This window comes from Paraburkholderia sp. C35 (assembly GCF_003121405.1).
Taxonomy (GTDB): domain Bacteria; phylum Pseudomonadota; class Gammaproteobacteria; order Burkholderiales; family Burkholderiaceae; genus Paraburkholderia.
In genome coordinates, this window is sequence record NZ_QBUY01000131.1 from 1 (window position 1) to 22,535 (window position 22,535).

21 protein-coding genes and 1 rRNA gene are annotated in these 22,535 nt (G+C 62.3%); 11 read left to right on the forward strand and 11 right to left on the reverse strand.

The features are described 5' to 3' along the window. Positions 1-633: 633 nt before the first annotated feature. From DK391_RS39425 to DK391_RS39440, 4 genes are all read right to left on the reverse strand, one after another. A complete protein-coding gene (locus DK391_RS39425; RefSeq protein WP_109483416.1) occupies positions 634-1,311 on the reverse strand; it encodes an isoprenylcysteine carboxylmethyltransferase family protein in 678 nt (225 codons plus the stop codon). 11 nt (positions 1,312-1,322) lie between these two features. Continuing rightward, on the reverse strand, positions 1,323-2,153 hold the full coding sequence (locus DK391_RS39430; RefSeq protein WP_109483417.1) for an arylamine N-acetyltransferase: 831 nt from the start codon (positions 2,151-2,153) through the stop codon (positions 1,323-1,325). A 277-nt stretch (positions 2,154-2,430) separates the two neighbouring features. Next, positions 2,431-3,108 carry a hypothetical protein gene (locus DK391_RS39435; RefSeq protein ID WP_109483418.1) on the reverse strand — a complete coding sequence of 226 codons (678 nt, stop codon included), beginning with the start codon at positions 3,106-3,108 and terminating at the stop codon, positions 2,431-2,433. A 115-nt stretch (positions 3,109-3,223) separates the two neighbouring features. After that, positions 3,224-4,129, reverse strand: a complete 906-nt coding sequence (locus DK391_RS39440; protein WP_109483419.1) for a LysR family transcriptional regulator — start codon at positions 4,127-4,129, stop codon at positions 3,224-3,226. 105 nt (positions 4,130-4,234) lie between these two features. On the opposite strand from DK391_RS39440, the gene DK391_RS39445 reads away from it, so the two are divergent. Then, positions 4,235-5,158, forward strand: coding sequence for a DMT family transporter (locus DK391_RS39445; RefSeq protein WP_109483420.1), 924 nt, complete (start codon positions 4,235-4,237; stop codon positions 5,156-5,158). Between the two features lie 58 nt (positions 5,159-5,216). On the opposite strand, the gene DK391_RS39450 is transcribed toward DK391_RS39445, so the two are convergent. Further along, entirely contained in the window at positions 5,217-6,524 is a 1,308-nt protein-coding gene (locus DK391_RS39450; protein WP_109483421.1) for an MFS transporter, read from the reverse strand. A 175-nt stretch (positions 6,525-6,699) separates the two neighbouring features. On the opposite strand from DK391_RS39450, the gene DK391_RS39455 reads away from it, so the two are divergent. The 8 genes from DK391_RS39455 to DK391_RS39490 are packed head-to-tail and all read left to right on the forward strand — an operon-like array spanning position 6,700 to position 13,759. Next, positions 6,700-7,482, forward strand: coding sequence for a GntR family transcriptional regulator (locus DK391_RS39455; RefSeq protein WP_109483422.1), 783 nt, complete (start codon positions 6,700-6,702; stop codon positions 7,480-7,482). Between the two features lie 7 nt (positions 7,483-7,489). Continuing rightward, the gene (gene mdcA / locus DK391_RS39460; protein ID WP_109483423.1) at positions 7,490-9,178 is read left to right on the forward strand and encodes a malonate decarboxylase subunit alpha; all 1,689 of its coding nucleotides are present in this window, start codon (positions 7,490-7,492) and stop codon (positions 9,176-9,178) included. Between the two features lie 4 nt (positions 9,179-9,182). Next, positions 9,183-10,130, forward strand: coding sequence for a triphosphoribosyl-dephospho-CoA synthase (locus DK391_RS39465; RefSeq protein WP_109483424.1), 948 nt, complete (start codon positions 9,183-9,185; stop codon positions 10,128-10,130). Between the two features lie 6 nt (positions 10,131-10,136). Next, entirely contained in the window at positions 10,137-10,442 is a 306-nt protein-coding gene (locus DK391_RS39470; RefSeq protein WP_109483425.1) for a malonate decarboxylase subunit delta, read from the forward strand. Continuing rightward, positions 10,439-11,326: a biotin-independent malonate decarboxylase subunit beta gene (locus DK391_RS39475; RefSeq protein ID WP_109483426.1), complete on the forward strand. Its 888-nt coding sequence runs from the start codon at positions 10,439-10,441 to the stop codon at positions 11,324-11,326. The genes DK391_RS39470 and DK391_RS39475 overlap by 4 nt, the downstream gene beginning before the upstream one ends. A 2-nt stretch (positions 11,327-11,328) precedes the next feature. Continuing rightward, positions 11,329-12,147, forward strand: a complete 819-nt coding sequence (gene mdcE / locus DK391_RS39480) for a biotin-independent malonate decarboxylase subunit gamma (RefSeq protein WP_109483427.1) — start codon at positions 11,329-11,331, stop codon at positions 12,145-12,147. After that, positions 12,147-12,824 (forward strand): malonate decarboxylase holo-ACP synthase, encoded by a 678-nt coding sequence (locus tag DK391_RS39485; RefSeq protein WP_109483428.1) that lies wholly within the window; start codon positions 12,147-12,149, stop codon positions 12,822-12,824. Before mdcE ends, DK391_RS39485 begins: the two co-directional genes overlap by 1 nt. Continuing rightward, positions 12,824-13,759 (forward strand): malonate decarboxylase subunit epsilon, encoded by a 936-nt coding sequence (locus tag DK391_RS39490; RefSeq protein WP_109483429.1) that lies wholly within the window; start codon positions 12,824-12,826, stop codon positions 13,757-13,759. Before DK391_RS39485 ends, DK391_RS39490 begins: the two co-directional genes overlap by 1 nt. Positions 13,760-13,815: 56 nt before the next feature. On the opposite strand, the gene DK391_RS39495 is transcribed toward DK391_RS39490, so the two are convergent. Continuing rightward, positions 13,816-14,409 carry an alpha-ketoglutarate-dependent dioxygenase AlkB gene (locus tag DK391_RS39495; RefSeq protein ID WP_109483430.1) on the reverse strand — a complete coding sequence of 198 codons (594 nt, stop codon included), beginning with the start codon at positions 14,407-14,409 and terminating at the stop codon, positions 13,816-13,818. A gap of 216 nt (positions 14,410-14,625) precedes the next feature. Then, positions 14,626-14,940 (reverse strand): hypothetical protein, encoded by a 315-nt coding sequence (locus DK391_RS39500; protein ID WP_109483436.1) that lies wholly within the window; start codon positions 14,938-14,940, stop codon positions 14,626-14,628. Positions 14,941-15,329: 389 nt separating this feature from the next. On the opposite strand from DK391_RS39500, the gene DK391_RS39505 reads away from it, so the two are divergent. After that, positions 15,330-16,490 carry a metallophosphoesterase gene (locus DK391_RS39505; protein WP_109483431.1) on the forward strand — a complete coding sequence of 387 codons (1,161 nt, stop codon included), beginning with the start codon at positions 15,330-15,332 and terminating at the stop codon, positions 16,488-16,490. Positions 16,491-16,505: 15 nt separating this feature from the next. Here DK391_RS39505 and DK391_RS39510 read toward each other — a convergent pair whose 3' ends face one another. The 3 genes from DK391_RS39510 to DK391_RS39520 all read right to left on the reverse strand — a co-directional run bounded on the left by DK391_RS39510 (position 16,506) and on the right by DK391_RS39520 (position 20,777). Then, positions 16,506-18,020, reverse strand: coding sequence for an acetyl-CoA hydrolase/transferase family protein (locus tag DK391_RS39510; RefSeq protein WP_109483432.1), 1,515 nt, complete (start codon positions 18,018-18,020; stop codon positions 16,506-16,508). 142 nt (positions 18,021-18,162) lie between these two features. Further along, complete coding sequence (locus DK391_RS39515; RefSeq protein WP_109483433.1) at positions 18,163-18,384, reverse strand: hypothetical protein; 222 nt, start codon at positions 18,382-18,384, stop codon at positions 18,163-18,165. A 215-nt stretch (positions 18,385-18,599) separates the two neighbouring features. Next, complete coding sequence (locus tag DK391_RS39520; RefSeq protein WP_109483434.1) at positions 18,600-20,777, reverse strand: FUSC family protein; 2,178 nt, start codon at positions 20,775-20,777, stop codon at positions 18,600-18,602. Between the two features lie 196 nt (positions 20,778-20,973). Between DK391_RS39520 and DK391_RS39525 the strand changes: the two genes are divergently transcribed. Further along, positions 20,974-21,972 carry a LysR family transcriptional regulator gene (locus DK391_RS39525; RefSeq protein WP_109483435.1) on the forward strand — a complete coding sequence of 333 codons (999 nt, stop codon included), beginning with the start codon at positions 20,974-20,976 and terminating at the stop codon, positions 21,970-21,972. A gap of 444 nt (positions 21,973-22,416) precedes the next feature. Here the strand turns inward: DK391_RS39525 and rrf are convergent. Next, positions 22,417-22,530, reverse strand: a 5S ribosomal RNA gene (gene rrf / locus DK391_RS39530). Positions 22,531-22,535 lie beyond the last annotated feature (5 nt).

A 22,535-nucleotide genomic window follows, 5' to 3' on the forward strand; every position in this document is an offset into this window, starting at 1 on the left:
AAGTAGGCAAAAGAAAGCCGCTGAACACCGCCAGTTCTTGTAGTTGCCTGCGGGCCCCCAGCCGGTCCTATCCTTCACAAGGCATCGATTCTCTTGATGCCCGCTGCAAGCTCTCTTTACGGGCGCCTCACCCGCTTCAAATTCCCGCGTCTCAGCGCGCCTTACCAGTTTGGTCCAGGCCGCCCAGGTGGCAAACGATGTGTAGGTTGTCGCGCATTACGCGTCGGCGATCCTACGAGACACACCGCCTTTGCTTTTCAGTCCGGAGTGGTGCGTATAAGGCGCGACGGCCAACACACCGTTTGCCACCTGGGCTGCAGTGACAGGTCGCTGCCGCTCGCAGTACTACGGATGATTGAAGCGGGTGAGGCGTTCATAAAGAGCACTGGCAACGGGCATCAAGAGAATCGATGCCGCGGACAGGACGGGGCCGCTGGGGGCCCGCAGGCAATAACAAGAGCTTGCGGTGTTAGCCCGCTTTCTTTGCTTACTTTCTTTGCGGGGGCAAAGAAAGTAAGTGCCGCCCCGCACAGGGGCAACCCAGGCAGACCACTAACAAAAAGCGGATGCCAACAACAAAAAAACAAGCAAACTCAAACCCCAAACATCACAAACAAAACCAGAACAACAAACTCACCACAAATAAGGCACAAACCGATACTTCACCCGCGCAGCATACTCAGCATACCCATCAAGCTGCTCACGCAGCATCCGTTCCTCGAGCACGGCCCGACACCCAAGCCCAACCACCAGCACAGGCACGCAGGCAAGCCCCCAGAAAGAACACATCACCAGCGGCATGCCAACAAGAAACAGAACAGCCCACGCGTACATAGGATGCCGCACATAAGCATACGGTCCGCTGTCACTTACCTTATGCCCACGCTCAGCCATAATCTTCACGACAGGCGCAGCAAAGCTATTGGCGCGAAACACAGCGCGTATCGCAACCATGCTGACGAGAATAGCAAGCGCGCCGACAACCTGCAGTGATGGGGGCATCGCCGACCAATGGAAACGCCGTGCATCGACTCCCATCAGCACGAGCCACGCACACCAGCTCACCACGACGCACATCATGAAGACCTTGTCCCACCTTCCCTGCCCGCGCTGAACGAACGACCCGAGCCGCTCGGCCAGCAACGCAGGATCATGATGCGCGAGCCACACCCCAACCCATATCCCGAGCAAGCCGGTTTCGATCAGGTAACACCACGCGCCTGCCCACGCCAAGGTGCCGGCCGCGCCGAACAGCACCGCGCCCATGCCCGCGAGCCACACCAGCGTCTGAACGAAGAGCCGCACGATCATGACCACGCAACCTATGACGCGGCGCCCTCTGTCGATACGCGCCCGTAGATAGCCGCGACATCAATATCGCCAAGCTGGATCATGAACGTGTCGCGCAGACACGTTTCAAGCTCATGCGCGCTTTCGATGTGACGCTCGATTGCCTCGCCATCTTTGGAACGCGCCGTCAGTCTGTCGTTGAAAAGCGTGAGCCGCCCTTCCGGCGTCACCCGGCATACGACGAGACTCGTCGTAAAGAATGAATCGGGATGCGTCGACGTGTACCAGTTCGACACGTCGTAATCGACCCATTCGGCTCGCTGCAGATCGAAGCGATACATCTTCGTCCACGTCTCGCCCGTTTGCACTTCGAGATCGAATGCACCATGCGCTGCATCGGCGAGACGGAAGGGTTCGTGCGTGGTCGGTTGCGCAGCGCCCGCCTGCAGGCGCATCGGCGCGGTCAGCGTCGCGGCACCGAAGCCGACGTCCGCGATCCACGGCTGGTCGTCCACGTTCACGCGCAGCAACATGTGCGTGCGCGGCGTGATCGCGTCCGGTTCGCGGCCCCACAGCGGGCGCGCGATCATCGGTGTCACGTCGAAGCCGAGTTGCATCAGCACATGCGCGAACAGACGGTTCTGCTCGAAGCAATAGCCGCCGCGCTTGCGCCCGATCAGCTTGTCGACCACGGCAGACAGGTCGAGCTCGACACGGCGTCCCGTCAGCGAATCGAGATTCTCAAACGGAATCGACAACGGATGCAGGCGATGCAGTTCGCGCAACACGTCGAGTGTCGCGGCCTGCGGCCCCGTATAGCCAATGCGCCTGAAATAGCGGTCGAGATCGAGAGTGCTGGACATCCGGTGCTCCTGGTGAACGTCGGGCCGACGGCAATCGCGTTGCCCGCTGGTTTTCAAGGTGTGTGCGCGATGCAGGTTTGCGCAGCGTACCGTTATTGACGCGCGCTGTGCGCGATGCCCTCACAAACGCAGGCCTTTTCGTGAATGACGTGAATGATGCGAACGAAGCAAACGAAGCAAACGCACGCGGGCGATCATCGCATCGCGCCCGTCGATGCGTGACCGGTTGCAAGGCGCTGCAATGCAGCGCGCGTCGACCGTATGCTGCGAAGGTGCGTCAGAAACCCTTGAGCGCCGAAGTGGCAATCGACGGAACGCTGATGCCGTGGCTCGTCGCGAACTGCACCGCCGCACTCAACGTCGACGCCAGCGACTGCAACTGACCCGGCGCCGACTGCGCGATATACGACGCTGCCTGCGCCGTTTGCGGATTCATGCCCGATTGCAGCAGCGACGACGGATTCATCTGTCCCACACTGCCGAGACTGGATTGCAGGCTCGAATACTGGCTCACGCCCTGGCCAAGCGATGAAAGACCATTGGTGAAGGCCTGTTTGTCGACAGGTGTCGACGGATCCGATGCGCGGCTCGAAAACGCCTGCGTCAAGGTCTGCGACAGCGACTGCTGCGTGTTGCCCACCTGCGACAACTGGCTTACGGATGGCGTGCCGCCGCTCAACAGTCCCGATGCCTGCTGCGCCTGGTTCGCTGGGCCCGATAACCCCATCGCCGACGCAAGACTCGACTGCCCGCTCAGAACCTGCTGATTCGCGCCGACGTAGTTCTGCAGCAATTGCCCGATGCCGCCCGACGAAGCCGCGCCCGCATTGCCCGATGAATTCGACGAATTGCCACCGCCGATGCCGAACTGCTGAAGGTTCAACTGCGCAAAGCTCGCGCTGCTCACGAACAGGCCTGTAGCAAGCAATGCGGCGGAAAAAAGGCGTGTCTTCATGATGGGCCCTCCTGTCATGTGTCCGATGTGTGACATCGTCTCGCGTTGTGCCGATCCCGTTTGTGTCGGTTCGACCAACGGATGCGGCGCGCGTTCGCGCTTTCTTCAGACGCGATCAGGCTCTCGCCCGCGCTTCCCTCGTTTCCCGCATGTCGCGCGGCGATGCACGCACCGACAGATCCTGCACCATCTGCGCCGCGAGATAGTCGCAGGTCGGACGATCCGACTTGGCGCTGCGGGCGACGACGATGTCGAGCGGTTCGATCGCCGGCAAGCCGTGGTCCGCGCCGAGCATCGCGAGGCGCGACGGTACGCTGCAACGCGTGATCGCGATGATCGACAACCCCGCATCGACAGTCGCGACCAGGCCGCTCAGGCTGGCGCTGCTATATGCCGCGCGATAACGGATGCGCGCACGGTCGAGCGCCGCGAGCGTGTGCGTGCGCGCGACGCAACCCGGCTCGTAGAGCCCGACGGGCAGCGGCGACACGTTGAGCACGGAGGTATCGTCGGACGCGCCCACCCACACCATCGGTTCGCTGCGCACGAATTCGCCGCGCAGCTTGCGGTCGCGCGTGACGAAGGCGAGGTCGATCTTGTTGTCGGCGAGCATGGGTGCGAGTGCCGTGCTCTGCGCGCAGACGATTTCGATCTCGACATGCGGATACAGGTTCGAAAAGCGCCGCAACACGGGCGACAGCAGCGACGACACGTAATCGTCCGGCGCGCCCAGCACGACGCGTCCTGTCACCTCGGGACGCACGATGGCGGACCAGGCTTCCTCATGAAGATCGATCACGCGCCGCGCATATTCGAGCAGCGTGTTGCCGGGCCGCGTGAGGGAAAGATTGCGCGTGTCGCGAGCAAAAAGCGTCGTGCCGAGCATTCGTTCGAGCCGCTTGATCTGCATGCTGACCGCCGCCTGCGAGCGATGCACGGTAACAGCCGCCTTCGTGAAGCTGCCCGCCTCCACGACGGCAACGAACGTGCGCAGCAGATCGACATCGAATTCGGGGTGCATGATTTATCAATCCGGCTTATGGAATTTCTCAATTTTATTCGTTTGTACCGGTAAGGCAATGCGTCGATACTCGGCTCAAACCATGCAATCGAGGAATTCACTGTCATGTCTCTGCCGTCGTCTCTCAGCCGAAGCCAGCAAGGTGCGCTCATGCTCGCGAGCGGCGGCCTGCTGATGGGCACGATGGGCGTGTTCGTCGAGGAGGCGCGGCTGGGTGCGCTGACGCTGGTGTTTTTTCGTTGCCTGTTCGGATTCCTGTCGCTGGCTGCTTATTGCGGCTACAAGGGTTACTTCGCGCGGCACCACTTCACCCGGCGAACGATTCTGCTCGCGGGACTGTCCGGTGTGCTGAGGGTCACGCAATGGGCCTGGTTCTTCGATGCGATTCATCGCACGAGTATTGCAGTGGCGACCGTTGTGTTTCATGTGCAGCCGTTCTGGGTCGTGTTAATTGGGGCCGCGCTATTTCATGAGCGTCTTGGTCTCGACCGGATTGGCTGGATTGCGATTGCGTTTTCTGGACTGGTGCTGACGTCGGGCATCGCGGGTGCCGGTGCGCTGCAAGGGCATACGGATTACCTGATCGGAATTGGCGAGGCACTCGCCGGGTCTGTGCTGTATGCGAGCGTCACGCTGATTGCGAAGAGCCTGGGTGATCTACGTCCGCATCTGTTGACGCTGGCGCAGTGTGGTGTCGGCGTAGTCTGTCTGCCGTTTATTGCGCCGCTGGGCGCCGTCGATCACATCGCACCTGTGCAGTGGTTCTGGTTGATCGGCATGGGCGTGCTGCACACCGGGCTTTCCTATGTGCTTATCTATGGCGCGCTGCCCAAGCTCTCTACACCCGCGATCGCCGTGCTGCTGTTTGTTTATCCGCTTACGGCGATTGCCGTCGATGCAATTGTTTATGGTCGCGCACTGAGCGGATTGCAGATGGGCGGGATGGTGCTGATCGTTGTCGCCAGTCTTGGCGTGAATCTCGGCTGGCCGTTGGTGTCGGTATTGAAGCTACGGGCTTTTAGCCGTTAGGGCTTGTATTCTGGCATCCACGAAAGCAAATCGTGGATGCCAGCGAACGCGCAAAAACTCACTGCGGCAGCACTTCTCCTTTCGTCTCCTTGGCAAAAGGAATGATCAGAAGCCCGAGCACGAAAGCAATTGCCGTCAGTGCAACCGGCACGCCGAGAGTATGCATGCTCAACACGGCTGCGCCGAGCAGAAAATTGACCCCAGCCCCGACGAAGCGGCCAAATGAAGTACAGAAAGCAAAGGCCGTCGCCCGCACACGGGTTTCGAAGAGTTCGGGCAGCCAGAGACTGAACAGGGCGAAATTGCCGCCGAAGAACCCCAGCACGAACAGCCAGGCAATGAACGGCGCCAAGCCGTTAGGCAGATAAAACGCCCAGCCAAAGCTGCCGATAATCGCCACGGCCATCCCCGCAAAGTACACGGCAAGCGTCTTCTTGCGTCCGATCCTCTCGGCCATCGGCGGCAACGCAAGACATCCGAGAATCGTGCCGATCGACAGCAACCCGGTCGCCATCGAAGCCATCTTGATCGCATCAGGGCGCGCCATTCCCGCCCGCGTCGCAAGCTGAATCACAGCGGACGGTTCATACACGGCGCCCGCCCACAAACCGATAATCGCAATCGTCAGCAACGCACACATCACCCACGTGCGCCGCCGATACGTCGGCCCGAAAATTTCACGCATCGGCTTCACGCGCGCGACATCGCGGGCTTCGGCACGCTGCCATTTATCCGATTCCTTCACGCGCGTCAGGATCATGATCGCGACGACGACAGGCACCGCGCCCGTCAGGAACATCGCGCGCCAGCCGAAGTGCACGCCTACCGTGTAGTTGAGGGCGGCAGCGAGAAAGAAGCCCGCGTAGTAGCCCGTCTGCAGATACCCCGCGCCCATCTTGCGACGATCCTCCGGCCACGACTCGGCGACGTAGGTGCCCGCCAGCGCCCATTCGCCGCCGATGCCCACGCCCGCAATGAAGCGATAGATACCCAGCTCCCACACGTTATGCGCCGTCGCCGACAAGCCCGTGAAGATCGCGAACACGAAGATCGTGCCCGCCAGCACGCGCGTGCGGCCGAAACGGTCCGCCAGCGGCCCCCAGATGAACGACAGTCCCCATCCCACCAGGAACAGCGCAAACAGGATCGAACCCGCCAGGCCGACGTTCGCGGGCGTGGCTGCGTAGCCCGAGCGCGGCAGCAGTTCGGTCAGCGCGGGCGTCAACACCAGCGCATAGATGAACGAGTCCATGCCGTCCAGCGTCCATCCCGCCCATGCTCCCCAGAAACCGGCAATCTGCGCCCGGTTCAGCGGCGTCTTGCGCCTCGCCGCGCCGGCGTGGTCCGATAGTGAAGAATTCAACATGCTCCTGCTCCTCCATGTACTACGGTTGGATCGGGTGACCGTCTCGGCACAACCGCTTCCTTGCATGTGCGTCAGCGCATGATCGGGAGAGAACCTGCCACGGCGTCGTGCCTTTCTGAAAACCCCGGGTTTGTCCGCTAGAAATTGTTCATTTTTATATATAATATTTGATGTTATGAGCAACGCAACCGATGGTTTTCCCCTGGACAGCGCCCCGCGCGTCCCCTTGCTGCCCACGGCGCACGAGCCGCGGCCCAGTACTTCGCGTGTCATCGCGGAGGCGCTGCGTGCGGCCATCGTCGAAGGCACGCTCGCGCCGGGCGCGCCGCTGCGGCAGGACGCGATTGCGCGTCACTTCTCCGTCAGTGCAATTCCCGTGCGCGAGGCGCTGCGTGCGCTGGAAAGCGAAGGCTGGGTGAAAGTCGAGTTGAACAAGGGCGCGACCGTCGCGCGTCTGACGCCCGCCGAAGCGCGCGAGATCTACGAGATTCGCTCGGCGCTCGAAAGCCTCGCAATCTCGCTGGCGATTCCGAATCACACGCCCGAGTCGCTGCGCGAAGCGGCTGCGCTGTGCCAGGCCGCCGAAGGCGAGACGGACCCCGCCCTCTACGTGGCCCGCAACGAAGCGTTCCACACAGCCCTGTATGCGCCCGCCAACCGCCCGCAACTCGCCGAGATGATCGGGGCACTGCACCGGCGCGGCGAACGCTATCTGCGGCTCAAATTCGGCCTGCCCGCGTACAAGGGCGAGTCCGATGCCGAACATATGGCCATCCTTGCCGCCGTCGAATGCAAGGACATTGCCCTCGCCCAGTCGCTGATCGCCGCTCACCTGCTGGGCACGGGCGAACTGGTCTATCGTTTCTTGACGGAACGCGCGCAGGCGGAAGCCGCCGCGGCCGCGCCGCGCAGAAAGCGCGGACGGCCAGCGCGCACTCCAACCACGATCGGGAGTTGAAGCACCGATGAATCAGCGAGTCGAACCGGCCAAGCTCGAATTGGCACAAGCATCGGGAACGCAGGCGCGTTCCTGGACCACCAAACGCGACGAGAAGCGCCGCAGGCTCGCCGCCATCGAGCCGTGGCTCGAAGACGGCATCCTGCCGGGACATCGCATCGTCGATGCGCTGGAGACGCTGATCCGCCCCGGCGACCGCGTCGCGCTGGAAGGCGACAACCAGAAGCAGGCGGACTTCCTGTCGCGTTCGTTCGCGAAGGTCGATCCGCAGAAAGTGCACGACGTGCATCTGCTGATTTCGAGCATTAGCCGCCCGGAGCATCTGACGCTGTTCGAGCGGAACATTGCGCACAAGGTCGACTTCGCGTTCGCCGGTCCGCAGAGCCTGCGCGTCGCGCAACTGCTCGAAGATGGCCAGCTCGAAATCGGCGCGATCTATACGTATGTGGAACTGTATGCGCGCATGTTCGTCGACCTGACGCCGAACGTTGCGTTGCTGTGTGCAGAAAAAGCCGACCGGCACGGCAATCTCTACACCGGCCCGAACACGGAAGACACGCCGACCATCGCCGAAGCCGCCGCGTTCCGGCATGGCATCGTGATCGTGCAGGTGAATGAGATCGTCGATGAATTGCCGCGCGTGGATATTCCTGCTTCGTGGGTAGACGTGGTGGTCGAAGCCGACCGTCCGTTCGCTGTCGAGCCGCTCTTTACGCGCGATCCGCGTCATATCGGCGACCTGCAGGTGCTGACGGCGATGATGGTGATCAAAGGCATTTATGAGCCGTATGGCGTCACATCGCTGAATCACGGCATCGGCTTCGATACGGCTGCCATCGAATTGCTGTTGCCCACTTACGGCGAGTCGCTTGGCCTCAAAGGCAAGATCTGCCGCAACTGGACGCTCAATCCGCATCCCACGCTGATTCCCGCCATCGAATCCGGCTGGGTCGAAAGCGTGCATTGCTTCGGCAGCGAAGTCGGCATGGAAGCGTATATCGAGGCGCGCCCCGATGTGTTCTTCACGGGCAACGACGGCACGCTGCGTTCGAACCGCGTGCTGTGCCAGCTTGCCGGGCAATATGGCGTCGATCTCTTCATCGGCTCGACGCTGCAGATCGACGGCGATGCGAATTCGTCGACGGTCACGCGCGGCCGTCTTGCAGGCTTCGGTGGCGCGCCGAACATGGGCCACGATCCGCGCGGCCGGCGTCATTCGAGCGAAGCCTGGCTCAAGCTGCTGAAGGATCAGGGGCCCGTGTCGCGCGGCCAGAAACTCGTCGTGCAACTGGCGGAAACGTACAAGAAAGGCGGCGAGCCGACGTTCGTCGATGAACTCGACGCCGTCGCTGTCGGCGCAAAAAGCGGCATGCCGATCGCGCCCGTGATGATCTACGGCGACGATGTCAGCCACGTCGTCACGGAAGAAGGCATCGCGCATCTGCACAAGGCAGAAGGCGTCGAAGAGCGGCGCGCGGCGGTCGCGGCGGTCGCGGGCGTGACGCCGATCGGCCTGCGTGCGAAGCCTGAGAAAACAGCCGAATTGCGCCGTCGCGGCATCGTCGCGTATCCGGAAGATCTCGGCATCCGGCGCGGCGAAGCGAAGCGCTCGCTGCTCGCGGCACGCAGCATCGACGATCTCGTCACGTGGTCGGGCGGACTCTACGCACCGCCGGCACGTTTCCGCAGCTGGTGATGCGATGGCTCTGCACTACGCTATCCCGCTCGATGCGGGCAAGTTCGAGCGTGCCAACGTCAAGGGCTTTCACGCTCATGACGATGCGCTATCCGACACCACGCTCGCGAGCTTCGCTGTCGATGCGCTGATCGAAGAAGCGCAACTCACGCCGAAGCCCGCACTCGTCGACGGACGCGGCAGCGGCGCGCATCGCGATCTCGACCTGCCGCTGATGCTGCGTTCTGCACGCGCGCTCGAACCGACGTTCGCGGCGCTCGCACGAGTATCACGTGGGCGCCTGCCATCGGCGACGCTGCGCGCGGAACTGGCGCAGATCGGACGTGCCGGCGAACAGGACATGATGCGGGCGACGAGTGGCAGCAATGCTCATCGCGGCGCGATCTGGATCGTCGGCTTGCTGGTCGCGGGTGCGGCCATCGTATTCGACGACGATATGTCCGATGCGCTGCCGTCGCTCTCGCATGCCGCACGCGTCTGCGCAACGGGCGCGCGGATCGCCTGCTTTCCGGACCGCTTCGCCGCTGTGGCTGTGACGGATAGTCATGGCGAGCGCGTACGCCAACGCTACAACGTCGGCGGCGCGCGCCAGGAAGCGCAGGACGGTTTCCCGCATGTGATCGACATAGGTCTGCCTGCGTTGCTTGCGGCGCGCGCGAAAGGCATCGCCGAAAACGAAGCACGCGTCGATACGCTGCTCGCGATCATGGCCTCGCTCGACGACACCTGCCTGCTGCATCGCGCGGGTCTCGCCGGTTTGCACGCCGGGCAACGCGGCGCGCGTGCCGTGCTCGCAGCGGGCGGCTCATCGACAGCCGCGGGCCGCGCCGCGCTCGACGCGCTCGAAACCGAACTGCTGTCTCTCAACGCTTCTCCTGGCGGTGCGGCCGATCTGCTCGCCGCCACCCTCTTCATCGACAAGCTGGCGCATCACGCGGCCAGCGGGAGCTGAAAACTGATGGAACAGATGACTTTCGACTATCCGGCGCAACGCGCGATCACGACACGCGCGCATGTGGGCGTGGTCGGCTCGGGCGATCTCGAAGTACTGCTGTCGCCCGCCGATGCGATGAAAGCGACCGTGACCGTGCGCACCAGCGTCGATGGCTACGGGCATATCTGGAAGAGCGTGCTCGACCGTTTCTTCACGCGCTTTGACGGCGCGGCGCAGATCGAGATCAACGATTTCGGCGCGACGCCCGGCGTGGTCGCACTGCGTCTGGCTGAAGCCGTCGAAGCCGCCGACGAAGGAGCGAGCGCATGAGCACCGTGTTGAATCAGCAACCCGCAGCGTCGACGCCCGTACTGCGCGACAGCTTCATCGAATTGACGGCGCGCGAGCGCGCCCGTGCGCTGCTCGACGAAGGCACGTTCCGCGAACTGCTCGGACCGTTCGACCGTATCGAATCGCCGTGGCTGCCGTTGCAGGGGATCGTCTGTCAGGCCGATGACGGCGCGGTGATCGCACGCGGCACCATCGACGGCGAACCTGCTGTGGTCGCTGCCATCGAATCGGCGTTTCAGGGCGGCAGCATCGGCGAAGTGTCCGGCAGCAAGATCGCCGCGGCACTCGAACTCGCACTGCGCGACTGCGAGCGCGGCAAGATCGTGCGGCCTGTCGTGCTATTCGAAACGGGCGGCGTGCGGTTGCAGGAGGCGAATCTGGGCCTCGCCGTAATCGCCGAGATGCAGGCGGCAATCGTCGCGTTGCGCCGTTACGTGCCTGTGGTTGGCGTGATCGCGGGGATGGTCGGCTGCTTCGGCGGGATGTCGCTTGCAGCAGGCTTGTGCTCGTATCTGATCGCGACGAAGCAGGGACGCCTCGGCATGAACGGCCCTGAAGTGATCGAACAGGAAGCGGGCATCGAAGAACTCGATTCCAGCGACCGCCGCCGCGTATGGCAGATGATTGGCGGCGAACAGCGCGTCGCGACAGGACTCGCCGACGCCCTCGTCGACGACGACGCGCAAGCCGTCCGTGCTGCCGTGCGCGAGACCTTTGCACGCGGTGTGCCCGCGGCGCATCGCACGGAACAGGTCGGCGAATATCTCGACCGGCTGGCGCGCATGGACCCCGCGAACGTCACGCCCGACACCATGCGCGACGTGTTCAAGCCCAACGAAGCGGCCGCGCCGCGCAAGGAGTAATCATGAGCGATACGGCAATGACACGCGGCATGCGCTGGTTCAAGGCATTGGCAGGCGATACCTCGACGAACGCGCCCGTGTGGTCCGCGCAAGCGTCGCTCGGCGGCGAGACGGCGAGCTTCTTCGCCGTCGTTCCCGATCCCGACAACCGCTTTCCGCGCGCACGCGACAACGTCGTCGGACTCGAACAGGGCTGGAAGCTGGCGCAAGCGGTGCGCGCCGCGGTGGCGCGCGATGCGTCGTCGGAACACAAGCGCCCTATCGTCGCTATCGTCGATGTGAAAAGCCAGGCGTATGGGTATCGCGAAGAGACGCTCGGCATTCATCTGGCGTGTGCGTCCGCTGTCGATGCGTATGCAAGCGCACGCGATGCGGGTCATCCGGTGATTGCGCTGATCGTCGGCCCGGCGATGTCGGGCGCGTTCCTCGCGCATGGCTATCAGGCCAATCGCATTCTCGCGCTCGACGCGCCCGGTACGATGGTGCACGCGATGGGCAAGGAAGCCGCCGCGCGTGTCACACGCCGCACAGTCGAAGACCTCGACAAGCTCGGCGAAACGATTACGCCGATGTCGTACACGATGGCGTCGTTCGCGAAGCTCGGGTTGCTCGACAAGCTGATCGAAGGCGTCGATGCCGATGCGCCAACGGATGCGCAGATCGAGAACGTACGCAGCGTGCTGGTTGAAGCCGTGCAAGGTGCGCGTGCGGATACGACACGTGGACTGTCGCGGCGACTCGAATCGGATACGGCGAAAAAGACGCGCGCGGCATCGATCGAAGTGCGGCGGCGGCTCGCCGAACAGTGGGACGCTGCGTAATGCGAGTCTGCGCAGCCGCGCCATTCGCTGCACACGAAGCGCTCGCTGCTGGCGATTCGCGCTGGCAGGCGCACGACATCGTGCGCCTGCGTCGGCTCGAATCGTTCGATAGCGAGCCGACGTGGGTGCGTGACGCGTTCGCGCGCGCGCCGTTTGCGGTCGTGCGGCGCGCGCAGGCGGCTGATGGATTCGTGGCGATTGGCGTGCGCGGCGTGGCGCGTAACGAGCGGTATGGAACGTGGACGCGCGTCGATGATATTGAGGCTATGTTTGCGCCGGAAGCGTTGAGTTCGACGCATGTTGTCGAGAATCGTGCAGCGTTGCCTGCGCTCCTTGCGCTCGATGCATTGCGCCACGATACATCAGGACTTGGTGGATTCGTCTGGGGACCAACAGGAAGCGTCGGTTTCGAACTTGCAACTGGCAAGCCGACTGTTACTTCAGGCAGCGATCTCGATCTATTGATACGGATACCGAACTATCTGTCACGCGCTCAAGCACAGCAAATCCAGTCGACGCTCGACGCACATGCGTCGCAGGCAGGCATTCGCATCGATGCGCAGCTTGAAACGCCCTCAGGTGGCGTGGCACTCGCCGAATACTCATCGGGCAAAGCGCGCGTGATGGTGCGTAGCGCGAGCGGTCCGCGGCTCGTGGCAGATCCCTGGACACTGTAATGCTTGCCTATCTTTTCCCTGGCCAGGGCGCGCAAACGGAAGGCTTCCTTCATCGTCTCGGCACGCACGCCGCTATCAAAACGACGCTTGATGAAGCCTCCAGCGTGCTGAGCCTCGACGTCCTCACACTCGACACCCAGGCCGCGCGCGAATCGACGGTTGCCGTGCAGACGGGCTTGCTGATCGCCGGTGTCGCAACACAACGCGCGCTCGCCGCCGAAGGATTGACGCCCGATCTCAACGCGGGACTCTCAGTTGGCGCGTATGCAGCCGCCGGGAGTTGCGGCGCAATCGCATTCGCCGATGCGCTGCTGATGGTGCGCAAACGCGCCGAGTTGATGGAGGCCGCCTATCCACGCGGCTATGGATTGTCGGCAATCGCGGGCCTGACCGAACACGAAGTCGAACGGCTCGCCGAGACACAGGCGCGAGATTCGGCGGAGCGCGTCTATATCGGCAATGTGAATGCACCGCGCCAGATCGTGGTCGCGGGCTCGGACGCCGCGCTCGATGTATTCAACACCCGCGCACTCGCCTCAGGCGCGCGCAAGGCGACGCGGCTCGCCGTCAGCGTGCCATCGCATTGCGAACTGCTAGCGGCAGCCGCCGACGCGCTCACAGATTACGCGCGCAGCGTGCCGTTTCGTGCGCCATCGAGTGGCTATATCGGCAATCGAGGTGGTCGCGCTCTGTACACAGCCGATGCCGTGCGCGACGACCTCGCGACCAACATGCGCTACACCGTCCGCTGGTTCGACGCGCTGACCGTGATGACCGAAATAGGCGCGAAGGTATTCGTCGAAGCGCCGCCCGGCCAGGTGCTGACCGATATCGTGCGCGAGCAGTATCCCGATCTGGCGGCGATTGCTGCGAGCACGCTGCCCTTCGAACGGCTCGCGCCGACCATTCAGCGCCGTATCGAATCGGTCGCCTGAAACCGATTCCTTATGCGCATAAATTTTTTAAAAGTTTTAATGCGCGCGTAGCAAAACTAGCGGCCGGGCGTGACGAACCGGAATGTCAGGTTGACGCGCTCGCCCTGCACTTTCGGCTCTTTCGGCACGCGATGCCGCCATTCGGCCTGTGTTCGTCCACGCATCACGAGCAGGCTGCCGCCTTTGAGCGCGTACGACTGCACCACGCGTGTCTTGTTGTGCTGCATGTCGAAGCGGCGCGTCGCGCCCAGACTCACCGACGCAATCACCGGCTCTGCGCCAAGCTCCCGCTCGCGGTCCGCGTGCCATCCCAGGCTGTCCGCGCCGCTGCGATAGCGGTTGAGCAGGACGCTGTTGAACGGCACGCCGCACGTCGTTTCGACAGCGGCCTTCAGCTGCGCGACGGCGGGCGTCCACGCTGCCGGCACATTACGAATACCCGAATACACATAGACGGCATCCGGCTCGCCCTGCCACGCCGTCAGGCGCGGCAGCGGCACGCGCCCGGCCGGCGTGAACATTTCATCCTGCAACCACGCCACTTCCGCGACGACACGCGCGAGCACGTCGGCGGCGGCATCGGTTGCAAGCCAGTCGGGGAACCACGCCACATCGGGCGTTGGCAAATCGTCGAACAGATCGGCAGACATCGGTGCAATCGCGAGCGATGGCGCACGCGAAACCTCTCAACTCATAGTGAACAGCCGGTATTATCGTGCCCGCCGCAGCGGCGGGTCATCCCACCGCTTGCGCTTTCATTCGACTTTCCGTGATTCACTCGGGTCGAATTTCCTGATCGATCCCGGCTATGGCGACGCGTCAAAGCGGGTCCGGCGCTAGCCGCCCGAAGCAGTGTCAGCGGGAAGTCAGTTGGCCATCAACGCAACGTAGAACACGATTGCGCCCACCAGCGCGCCGATGAAGCAGAAACCGTCTTCCGCTTCGTCGCCGCGCGAGCGCAGCCACGCCGCGACCACGCCGAACAGGCCCGCCACGCCGAGCGCGACGAATACCATGACGACATAGAAAAGCGCTGTGCGCCCCAGTTCGGAAAAGTCGATGGTCTGGACGCCGTAGTAGACGCCGAGTGCCATCAACGAAAGCACCACCATAGGCAGCATCACGTGACTGCCTTCGTGACCGATGTGATGTTCGCGATGCGCGAATTTTGTCGTTTTCATCATCTGTCTCCCCAAACCGCAAGCCGAAATGGCGATCAGGCACACGCGGCCCGCCGCTTGCTGAGGAGTGTCTCGCGCGCCCGAAAAAGCGGGAACGGGACGCGAGGCCTGCCTCCGGCAGTCGCGCTCGCTTTCAGAATAGTCCGTTCAGACGACCAATTCAATAGCCATTTAATAAGCATTTAATCGGCATGACGAACAACTGACGACGCGTGTCTGCTGCATTGCAACGCATGCTCGTCCAAGGCGTTTCGCGGCACGCCCGACCGCCTTCGGCAAGCGCGCGGAACTGCTTGTAGAATGACTGGCCGCCGCTCTGCAACGGGCGTGCGCTCTCCTGATTCACCGCGACTCATCTTCCGCGCGCGGTCTGCGCCCTTCGCCCACTTATGCGCCGCTTATCGTTTTTCGTTCGGATTATCGTCATCGGCATTCTGCTGCATGTGTACGTCGGCATCCGGATCATTCCCGAGCTGCCTGTCGATGCCGCTGTGAAAGTGCTGTGCGCGCTGTGGCTCGTGCTCTCGGTGTTGCTGATTCCCGTCGGCATGATCGCGCGGTCCATTGAACGACAGCCGCTCGGCGACCGGCTCGCGTGGGCGGGACTGATCGCGCTGGGTCTGTTCTCGTCGCTGCTGGTGCTGACGTTCGTGCGCGAACTGGTGCTGCTCGCCGTGCTGCTGATCCACGCGGCGTCGCCAGAAGCAGTCGATCCGGCGCGCTGGGAAATCAATAGCGCGATGGCCGTGCCGCTGCTTGCGCTGCTGTCGACGGCCATCGGCTTTTTCAACGCGCGGCGCCGTGCGCGCGTCGTGTCGATCGATGTACCGATCAAAGACCTGCCGCGTGCGCTCGATGGCTTCACGATTGTGCAGATCAGCGACATCCATGTTGGACCGACCATCAAGCGCGGTTATGTCGATGCCATCGTCGATGCCGTGAACCGGCTGCAGCCGGACCTGATCGCCGTGACGGGCGATGTCGTCGACGGCAGCGTCGAGCATCTCGCCGACCACACGCGTCCGCTGTCACGGCTGAGCGCGCGGCATGGAGCATATCTGGTGACGGGGAATCACGAATATTATTCAGGCGCCAATGCGTGGATCGCCGAATTTCAGCGGCTCGGCCTGCATGTGCTGCTCAATGAGCACGTGGTCGTCGAGCACGATGGCGCGCAGGCGGTGATCGCGGGCGTCACCGATTATTCGGCGGGCCACTTCGATCCAGAGCACGAAAGCGACCCGGCCGCGGCGCTCGAAGGCGCGCCCGGCGATGTGCGCATCAAGGTGTTGCTCGCGCATCAGCCGCGCTCGGCGGAAGCCGCCGCCGATGCCGGCTTCACGCTGCAACTGTCCGGCCATACGCATGGCGGACAGTTCTTCCCGTGGAATTTCGCCGTGCGGCTGCAACAGCCGTTCGTGGCCGGTCTGTCGCGGCTCGATAATTTGTGGGTCTATACGAGCCGTGGAACCGGGTATTGGGGACCACCGAAACGTCTGGGCGCGCCGTCGGAAATCACGCGGCTGCGTCTTGTGGGCAGCGGCGCGTGATGTCCTTCTGTTAGATCACGCTGTGACCTTTTGCTCCGGCAGCATCGAGCCGGTTTCCTGAAAGCGCGCGTGCCAGGCGAACGCTTCACGCAACACGTGCGGCGTCTGGCCACCGAAACGCAGCGCATCGCGATAGTAATCGCGCAGCAGATCGCGATACAGCGGATGCACGCACTTGTCGATGATCAGCGAAGCGCGTTCGCGCGGCGCGAGTCCACGCAGATCCGCCAGGCCGATTTCCGTCACGACGATATCGACATCGTGTTCGTTGTGGTCGACGTGCGGCACCATCGGCACGACGCTCGAAATCGCGCCGTCTTTCGCAATCGATTTGGTCGCGAAGATCGCGCAGGATGCGTTGCGCGCGAAGTCGCCTGATCCGCCGATGCCGTTCATCATGTGCGTGCCGCCCACGTGCGTCGAATTCACGTTGCCGTAGATGTCGAATTCGAGCGCCGTGTTCAACGCGATCAGGCCGAGACGACGAATCACTTCGGGATGGTTGCTCACCTCTTGCGGACGCAGCACGAGGCGGTCGCGATAGCGTGCGAGATCGCCGAAGACCTGCGCCTGGCGCTTTTCCGTCAGCGTGATCGACGCGCCCGAGGCGAACGTGACCTTGCCCGCGTCCATCAGATCGAAAGTCGAATCCTGCAGCACTTCCGAGTAGATCGTGAATGGCTCGAACGGCGAATCGGCGAAACCGGCCAGCACTGCGTTCGCGATCGTGCCGATGCCTGCCTGCAACGGCGGCAGCGGCGACGGCATGCGTCCATGCGATACCTCGTGTTGCATGAACTCGATCAGATGGCCGGCGATCAACGCCGTGTCTTCGTCGGCGGGCAAGGCAGTCGATGGACTGTCGGGTTTGTCCGTGATGACGATGGCGGCGATTTTCTCAGGCGGAATCTCGATGGCCGTCGTGCCGACACGGTCACTCGGACGCACGACAGGCAGCGGATCGCGATGCGGCCGGCGGCCGGGAATCCAGATGTCGTGCAGGCCTTCGAGTGCGAGCGGCTGCGCCAGATTGATTTCGACGATCACCTTGTCGGCGAGAATCGCGAAGCTCGCCGAATTGCCCACCGACGTGGTCGGCACGATGCCGCCCGTTTCCGTGATCGCGACGGCTTCGATGATCGCCACATCGAGCTTGCCAAGTTGACCCGCGCGCAGCATCTCGACCGTCTCGGACAGATGCTGGTCGACGAACATCACGTCGCCTCGGTTGATCGCCTTGCGCAAGGTGTTGTCGACCTGGAACGGCAGACGGCGCGCGAGCACGCCCGCATCCGTCAGCAGGCTATCGACGCCATGACCCAACGATGCGCCCGTCATCAGCGTGATTTGCAGCGGCTTGCCTTCAGTGCGCGCACGTTCGGCCAGCGCCACGGGCACGGCCTTGGCGTCGCCTGCGCGCGTGAAGCCGCTCGCGCCGACGCGCATGCCATTGTCGATCAGCCGCGCTGCCTGCGCCGCCGTCGTGATCTTGCCGCGCAACGCGGCATGACGAATCCGATCTTCGTACATGATTGAAAGTCTCTCCGATGTCACGCTCACGAAAGCCGGCGTGCACGTCTTGTTATCGGTGTGCGTCGTCCGGCTATCGTTTGATTCCTGTCGATTCCGCTCGTCCGCCGATGCTTCGGGCGGCTGCGCGGTGCCGTTCTGGTCAGCTACCGAAATAGATCTCGCAGTAGCTCACTGGACCGACACACTCATTGGCCTTCTTCGCCGGTTTCGCGACGCGATCTTGCGCTGCGGGTTGCGTGACGCGAGCTGCGTTCGACTGGGCAACCTGTTGCGCGCCATCGTCCGCCGGCGCCGTCTGTGCGTGCGCAAGGGCCGCAGCGGACAACGAACAGGCAATCAGGACCAACTTCAGCGCTTTCATTTCAATCTCTCCAGTGGTTTCGGTGACTGCGTAAGCAGTGGTTCCAATATAGGACTGAGGTCGGCGCGGATTAAGAGGGGTGGCTGGAAGGCATTCTTCCAGGTTGCGGCAAGATGGCGCGGGCGGTGTGAGTACGTGCGTTTCCGGTGCGCCCGGCAGCGCGGGTTGCGGCAATTGACTGTTGCGTTGAATGCGCAGCGACGGTGCGCAGAGGCTTAGCGCGCATCGAACGGCGCGTTCCTGTCGAGCAGTGCCGTGCGGATGAAATGCAGGCAACTCAGAATGCGTTGCTGGTCGTGCCGCTTCTCGCGGTCCGTGTGAACCGCTTCGAGTACCTGTTGCACGACGCGCATCGCCGCACCCACCGATGTTTGCGTGCGCTCGACGTGCGCCTTGTCCGGCTGTTCGAAGAGTTGCGCGAGATCCTGCGTGACGCGATCGAGTGACGGTTTCCAGCTGGTGTGGACGTTGTTCGCGTAAGTGGCACGGTCGATTTCACTGCGCAGGTCGATGGTCGCGTGGCCGACTTCGAGCGTGACGAGCATCCATCGAAGTGCATTGCGATGCCGTCGCGAACGCTTCGGCAACAGCATGCGCAACTGGTGCATCAGATCGTGCGTGCTCGACTGGAAACGATGCGCGAGACCCGTCAGCGACGACGTGCAGGCCAGCGCGACCTGACTGCGCAAATCGCTTTCGATGCGCTTGGTCAGCCAGGGCATTTGCGCCGGGAAAATAACTGCGGCGCCGACTGTGGTCACGAGCATCGCGACGACGATCGCGACGCCGTTGTTGATCAGCAGATCGGGCGCGTAGACCACGACATTGTCGGGCGCGGCGAGCAGGCAGAAAAACACCGTGAAGCCCACACCATAACCCGCCGTTTTCGCGCGCGACGCGAAGAACACGCCTACCGCGAGAACGGGCGCGAGCATCGCGCACAGCAGCGGAAATCCGTCGATCGCGGGATACACGTAGCACGTGACCAGATAGCCGGCGACCGTTGCGCACGCCGCGCCGACGCTCATTTGCAGCGCGAGCTTCGCAGGATTCGGCGCCGACGAAGTCAGCGCGCACGTAAGCGCCGCGCCGATCACGGCCATGCCGCCGCTCGGCCAGTCTGTCGCGATCCAGAAACAGCTGACGGCACCGACCACCACCGCCGTGCGCACGAACGTGCACGCGACCACGAACGCATTGGTACGGCTCACATAGCGCACGGGCGGCCGCTCGCGCGCCGGATTGTGATTGGTTTCCAGCGACGCATACGTATCGATGTAACGGATGAACTCGACGACGAAGCGGTATAGCAACTCGCCTGCGGTATCGAAATCGGGCAGACACTGTGGCTCGCCGGATTCGAGCAGACGACGCGTGGCGCGCATGCTCGCCGGCAAAGTCGATTGAAAATTCTTGAGTCTGATGGCGATGCGGGCGGCGTCGGATGAATCGAAACGACGTTCGCCAGACGTACCGAGCAGTTGAGACAACTCGTGGAAATATGGCGCTGTCGCTTGCATAACCTGGACGGACGGGTTGTCACGCAAGCGCTTTCTCAACTGATGCAGTGCGTGCAACCGGGCGCAGACATCCATGAATTCGTGATTCAGTCTTGCAAGCACCTGACTGCGCGAACGCATGCCGGGATCTTCGAACGCGGCAAACGCGCGGGTGGCCTCGAAACCCACCACTTCATCGACGAGATCCGCGAAATAGCGCTCGGACATGCCGCGTTCGACCGCCCCATCGAGCACTTTCACAGCGAAGGCAGTAAAATTGAGATGCCCCGATTGCAGTGCGTTTTGCAACGCCAGGCTCGATCGGCGCGGCACGATCAGCGCGCTTACTGCCGCCGAGCAGATGATCCCGATTGCCACTTCCGCCGCGCGCGTCAGCGCAGCGAGGAACAAGCCGTTCGGTTCCATCACGGTCGGAATGCCGATCAATGCCGCCGTGTAGCCAGCCAGTACGAAGCCGTACCAGCGAAAATGCCGATACCGCACCGCAGCCGCCACACACGCGCCCATCCAGGCCGTCATGCCGAGCATGTACAACTCCGGTTGCTGCGCGAACAGCGCGCCCAGCAGCAACGCGGCCAGCATGCCGACCAACGTTCCCACGATCCGATAGAAACTCTTTGCGAGCACCATGCCGCTGAACGGCTGCATCAGCACGAAGACGGTCGTCATCGCCGTGCGCGGTTGCTGCAGTTCGAGGAGCATCGCAATGCCGAGCGCGAGCAGCGCGGCCGTCACCGTCTTGAGCAGATGAAGCCAGACGAGGCCGTCGGTATTCGCCCAGTCTTCGCTGGCGTCGCCGATGGCACGCAGCACGCCGGTACGCCATCCGAATATTTCGGACGATACTTGCTTGATCGCATGCTGGCGTTTCATGAGTTCCTACCGCTCGGGCCGTTGTCGGAGGAATACGCAAATTGAACTGGCGCATGCCTACCCTAAGGCGCCGATTGTAGGAGCCGGCTAATTGTGAATTAATGGGAGAGGTCGGGAACGACCCTTCCAGATCACTCAACAATGGCGGCCCTCGACAGGCGGACAATAACGTTTTGATGTCGATCAAGAAGGATTGATGGATACGTTACAAAACATGCGGGTATTCGTACGCGTCGTTGAAGCGGGCAGCTTCACCGGCGCCGCACAATCGCTCAATACCACGACGGGTGCGATGTCTCGCGCAGTCTCAGAACTCGAGGCGCACTTGCGGACGCGGCTGCTCAATCGTTCGACTCGGCGTCTCGCGTTAACGACTGCAGGTGAGAGATATCTGACGCGATGTCAGCAGATTCTTGCTGATATCGATAATGCTGAGGAAGAAGCGAGTGGTGCGCACGAGCGCCCTTCTGGCGTGCTTCGCATGCATAGCTTTGCGAGTATCGGACAGCATTATGTGCTGCCTGCAATTTCGCGATATCGCACGCTTTATCCTGAGGTCGCTGTCGAACTGACGCTGTCGCAACAGATGCCCGATCTGTTCGAAGGTAGCGCGGATGTGGCTGTCGTGGGAGCGTCGACGTTGCCCAATTCCGACCTCGTGTCGCTTCTTCTGGGGACAACGTTCAGCATTTTGTGCGCATCTCCGGCGTACATCCACGCGCACGATGCACCCAAAACACCCGCTGATTTGCTGCATCACGACTGTCTTTTGCTCAAGACGCCTGCTTTTCCGACCAGTGAATGGACGCTCGATGGCCCTAACGGCAGCGAAGTGCTGAATGTGAATGGTCCGGTGCAGGTGAATATCGCGGAATCACTGATTGTCGCGATTCGTGAGGGGATGGGGATCGGAATGTTGCCGCTGTACGCGGCAATCGATGGATTGCGGACTGGGTCGCTGGTGCGTGTGTTGCCTGAGTACACGCTACAGAAGATGAATGTTTACGCGCTGTATCCGTCGCGCAAGTTCATCGATGCAAAAACTCGCACGTGGGTTGAGTTTTTAAGGACGCATTTGCCGCAGGTTATTGCTCGCGATGTTGCGCTGTTGGGCGAAGTTGGACGGCAAAGCGTATCTGGTGACGCGTTGCATGGCGGCGAGGTTGGCGTCGGCGGGCCGCAAGTGAAGCATTGAGCTTGCGTTGGAGGTTTCAGGTCGCGGTGAGATTGGTGTCACGTTTCGCGTGAGTACGGTCTAGCCGCGTAGTTTTTTACCTGATCGAGTGCATGGTCTCGATGTTGCCCATGAGACGCGAGATTGACGGCTGCTTGGGCTAAATCGCTTTTATTGAATCAACGGGCCGGGATTTTGGCATTCCGATTAGATTCAGCTTGGAATTGACTTCACGCACGGAACAAATGGCCGCCGTTGCGGCAGCCGTGTGCAAGAGGATGTCTGGAAGTAAAGCAGAATGAGCGGTGGGACCGTTTGCGCTTGAGGCCGGTACGAATTTGATTCGTACCGTGCAAACGGCAAAACCCTGCTTTTGTGCTTGTGGCGGCACGTGTGAACTCGAATTCATACCGCACAAACGCCAAGACCCCGCTTTTAAGGGCGGGGTCTTGTCTTGGGTAAGGAGCCTGACGATTACCTACTTTCACACGGGCAATCCGCACTATCATCGGCGTAGAGTCGTTTCACGGTCCTGTTCGGGATGGGAAGGGGTGGGACCGACTCGCTATGGTCATCAGGCATGA

Coding starts and splice junctions, on each gene's coding strand:
- mdcA (WP_109483423.1), top strand. CDS start 7,490: ATGAATCAGCGAGTCGAACCGGCCAAGCTCGAATTGGCACAAGCATCG.
- DK391_RS39525 (WP_109483435.1), top strand. CDS start 20,974: ATGGATACGTTACAAAACATGCGGGTATTCGTACGCGTCGTTGAAGCG.
- mdcE (WP_109483427.1), top strand. CDS start 11,329: ATGAGCGATACGGCAATGACACGCGGCATGCGCTGGTTCAAGGCATTG.
- DK391_RS39500 (WP_109483436.1), bottom strand. CDS start 14,940: ATGAAAACGACAAAATTCGCGCATCGCGAACATCACATCGGTCACGAA.
- DK391_RS39490 (WP_109483429.1), top strand. CDS start 12,824: ATGCTTGCCTATCTTTTCCCTGGCCAGGGCGCGCAAACGGAAGGCTTC.
- DK391_RS39430 (WP_109483417.1), bottom strand. CDS start 2,153: ATGTCCAGCACTCTCGATCTCGACCGCTATTTCAGGCGCATTGGCTAT.
- DK391_RS39475 (WP_109483426.1), top strand. CDS start 10,439: ATGAGCACCGTGTTGAATCAGCAACCCGCAGCGTCGACGCCCGTACTG.
- DK391_RS39435 (WP_109483418.1), bottom strand. CDS start 3,108: ATGAAGACACGCCTTTTTTCCGCCGCATTGCTTGCTACAGGCCTGTTC.
- DK391_RS39425 (WP_109483416.1), bottom strand. CDS start 1,311: ATGATCGTGCGGCTCTTCGTTCAGACGCTGGTGTGGCTCGCGGGCATG.
- DK391_RS39465 (WP_109483424.1), top strand. CDS start 9,183: ATGGCTCTGCACTACGCTATCCCGCTCGATGCGGGCAAGTTCGAGCGT.
- DK391_RS39515 (WP_109483433.1), bottom strand. CDS start 18,384: ATGAAAGCGCTGAAGTTGGTCCTGATTGCCTGTTCGTTGTCCGCTGCG.
- DK391_RS39455 (WP_109483422.1), top strand. CDS start 6,700: ATGAGCAACGCAACCGATGGTTTTCCCCTGGACAGCGCCCCGCGCGTC.
- DK391_RS39470 (WP_109483425.1), top strand. CDS start 10,137: ATGGAACAGATGACTTTCGACTATCCGGCGCAACGCGCGATCACGACA.
- DK391_RS39495 (WP_109483430.1), bottom strand. CDS start 14,409: ATGTCTGCCGATCTGTTCGACGATTTGCCAACGCCCGATGTGGCGTGG.
- DK391_RS39440 (WP_109483419.1), bottom strand. CDS start 4,129: ATGCACCCCGAATTCGATGTCGATCTGCTGCGCACGTTCGTTGCCGTC.
- DK391_RS39445 (WP_109483420.1), top strand. CDS start 4,235: ATGTCTCTGCCGTCGTCTCTCAGCCGAAGCCAGCAAGGTGCGCTCATG.
- DK391_RS39485 (WP_109483428.1), top strand. CDS start 12,147: ATGCGAGTCTGCGCAGCCGCGCCATTCGCTGCACACGAAGCGCTCGCT.
- DK391_RS39520 (WP_109483434.1), bottom strand. CDS start 20,777: ATGAAACGCCAGCATGCGATCAAGCAAGTATCGTCCGAAATATTCGGA.
- DK391_RS39510 (WP_109483432.1), bottom strand. CDS start 18,020: ATGTACGAAGATCGGATTCGTCATGCCGCGTTGCGCGGCAAGATCACG.
- DK391_RS39505 (WP_109483431.1), top strand. CDS start 15,330: ATGCGCCGCTTATCGTTTTTCGTTCGGATTATCGTCATCGGCATTCTG.
- DK391_RS39450 (WP_109483421.1), bottom strand. CDS start 6,524: ATGTTGAATTCTTCACTATCGGACCACGCCGGCGCGGCGAGGCGCAAG.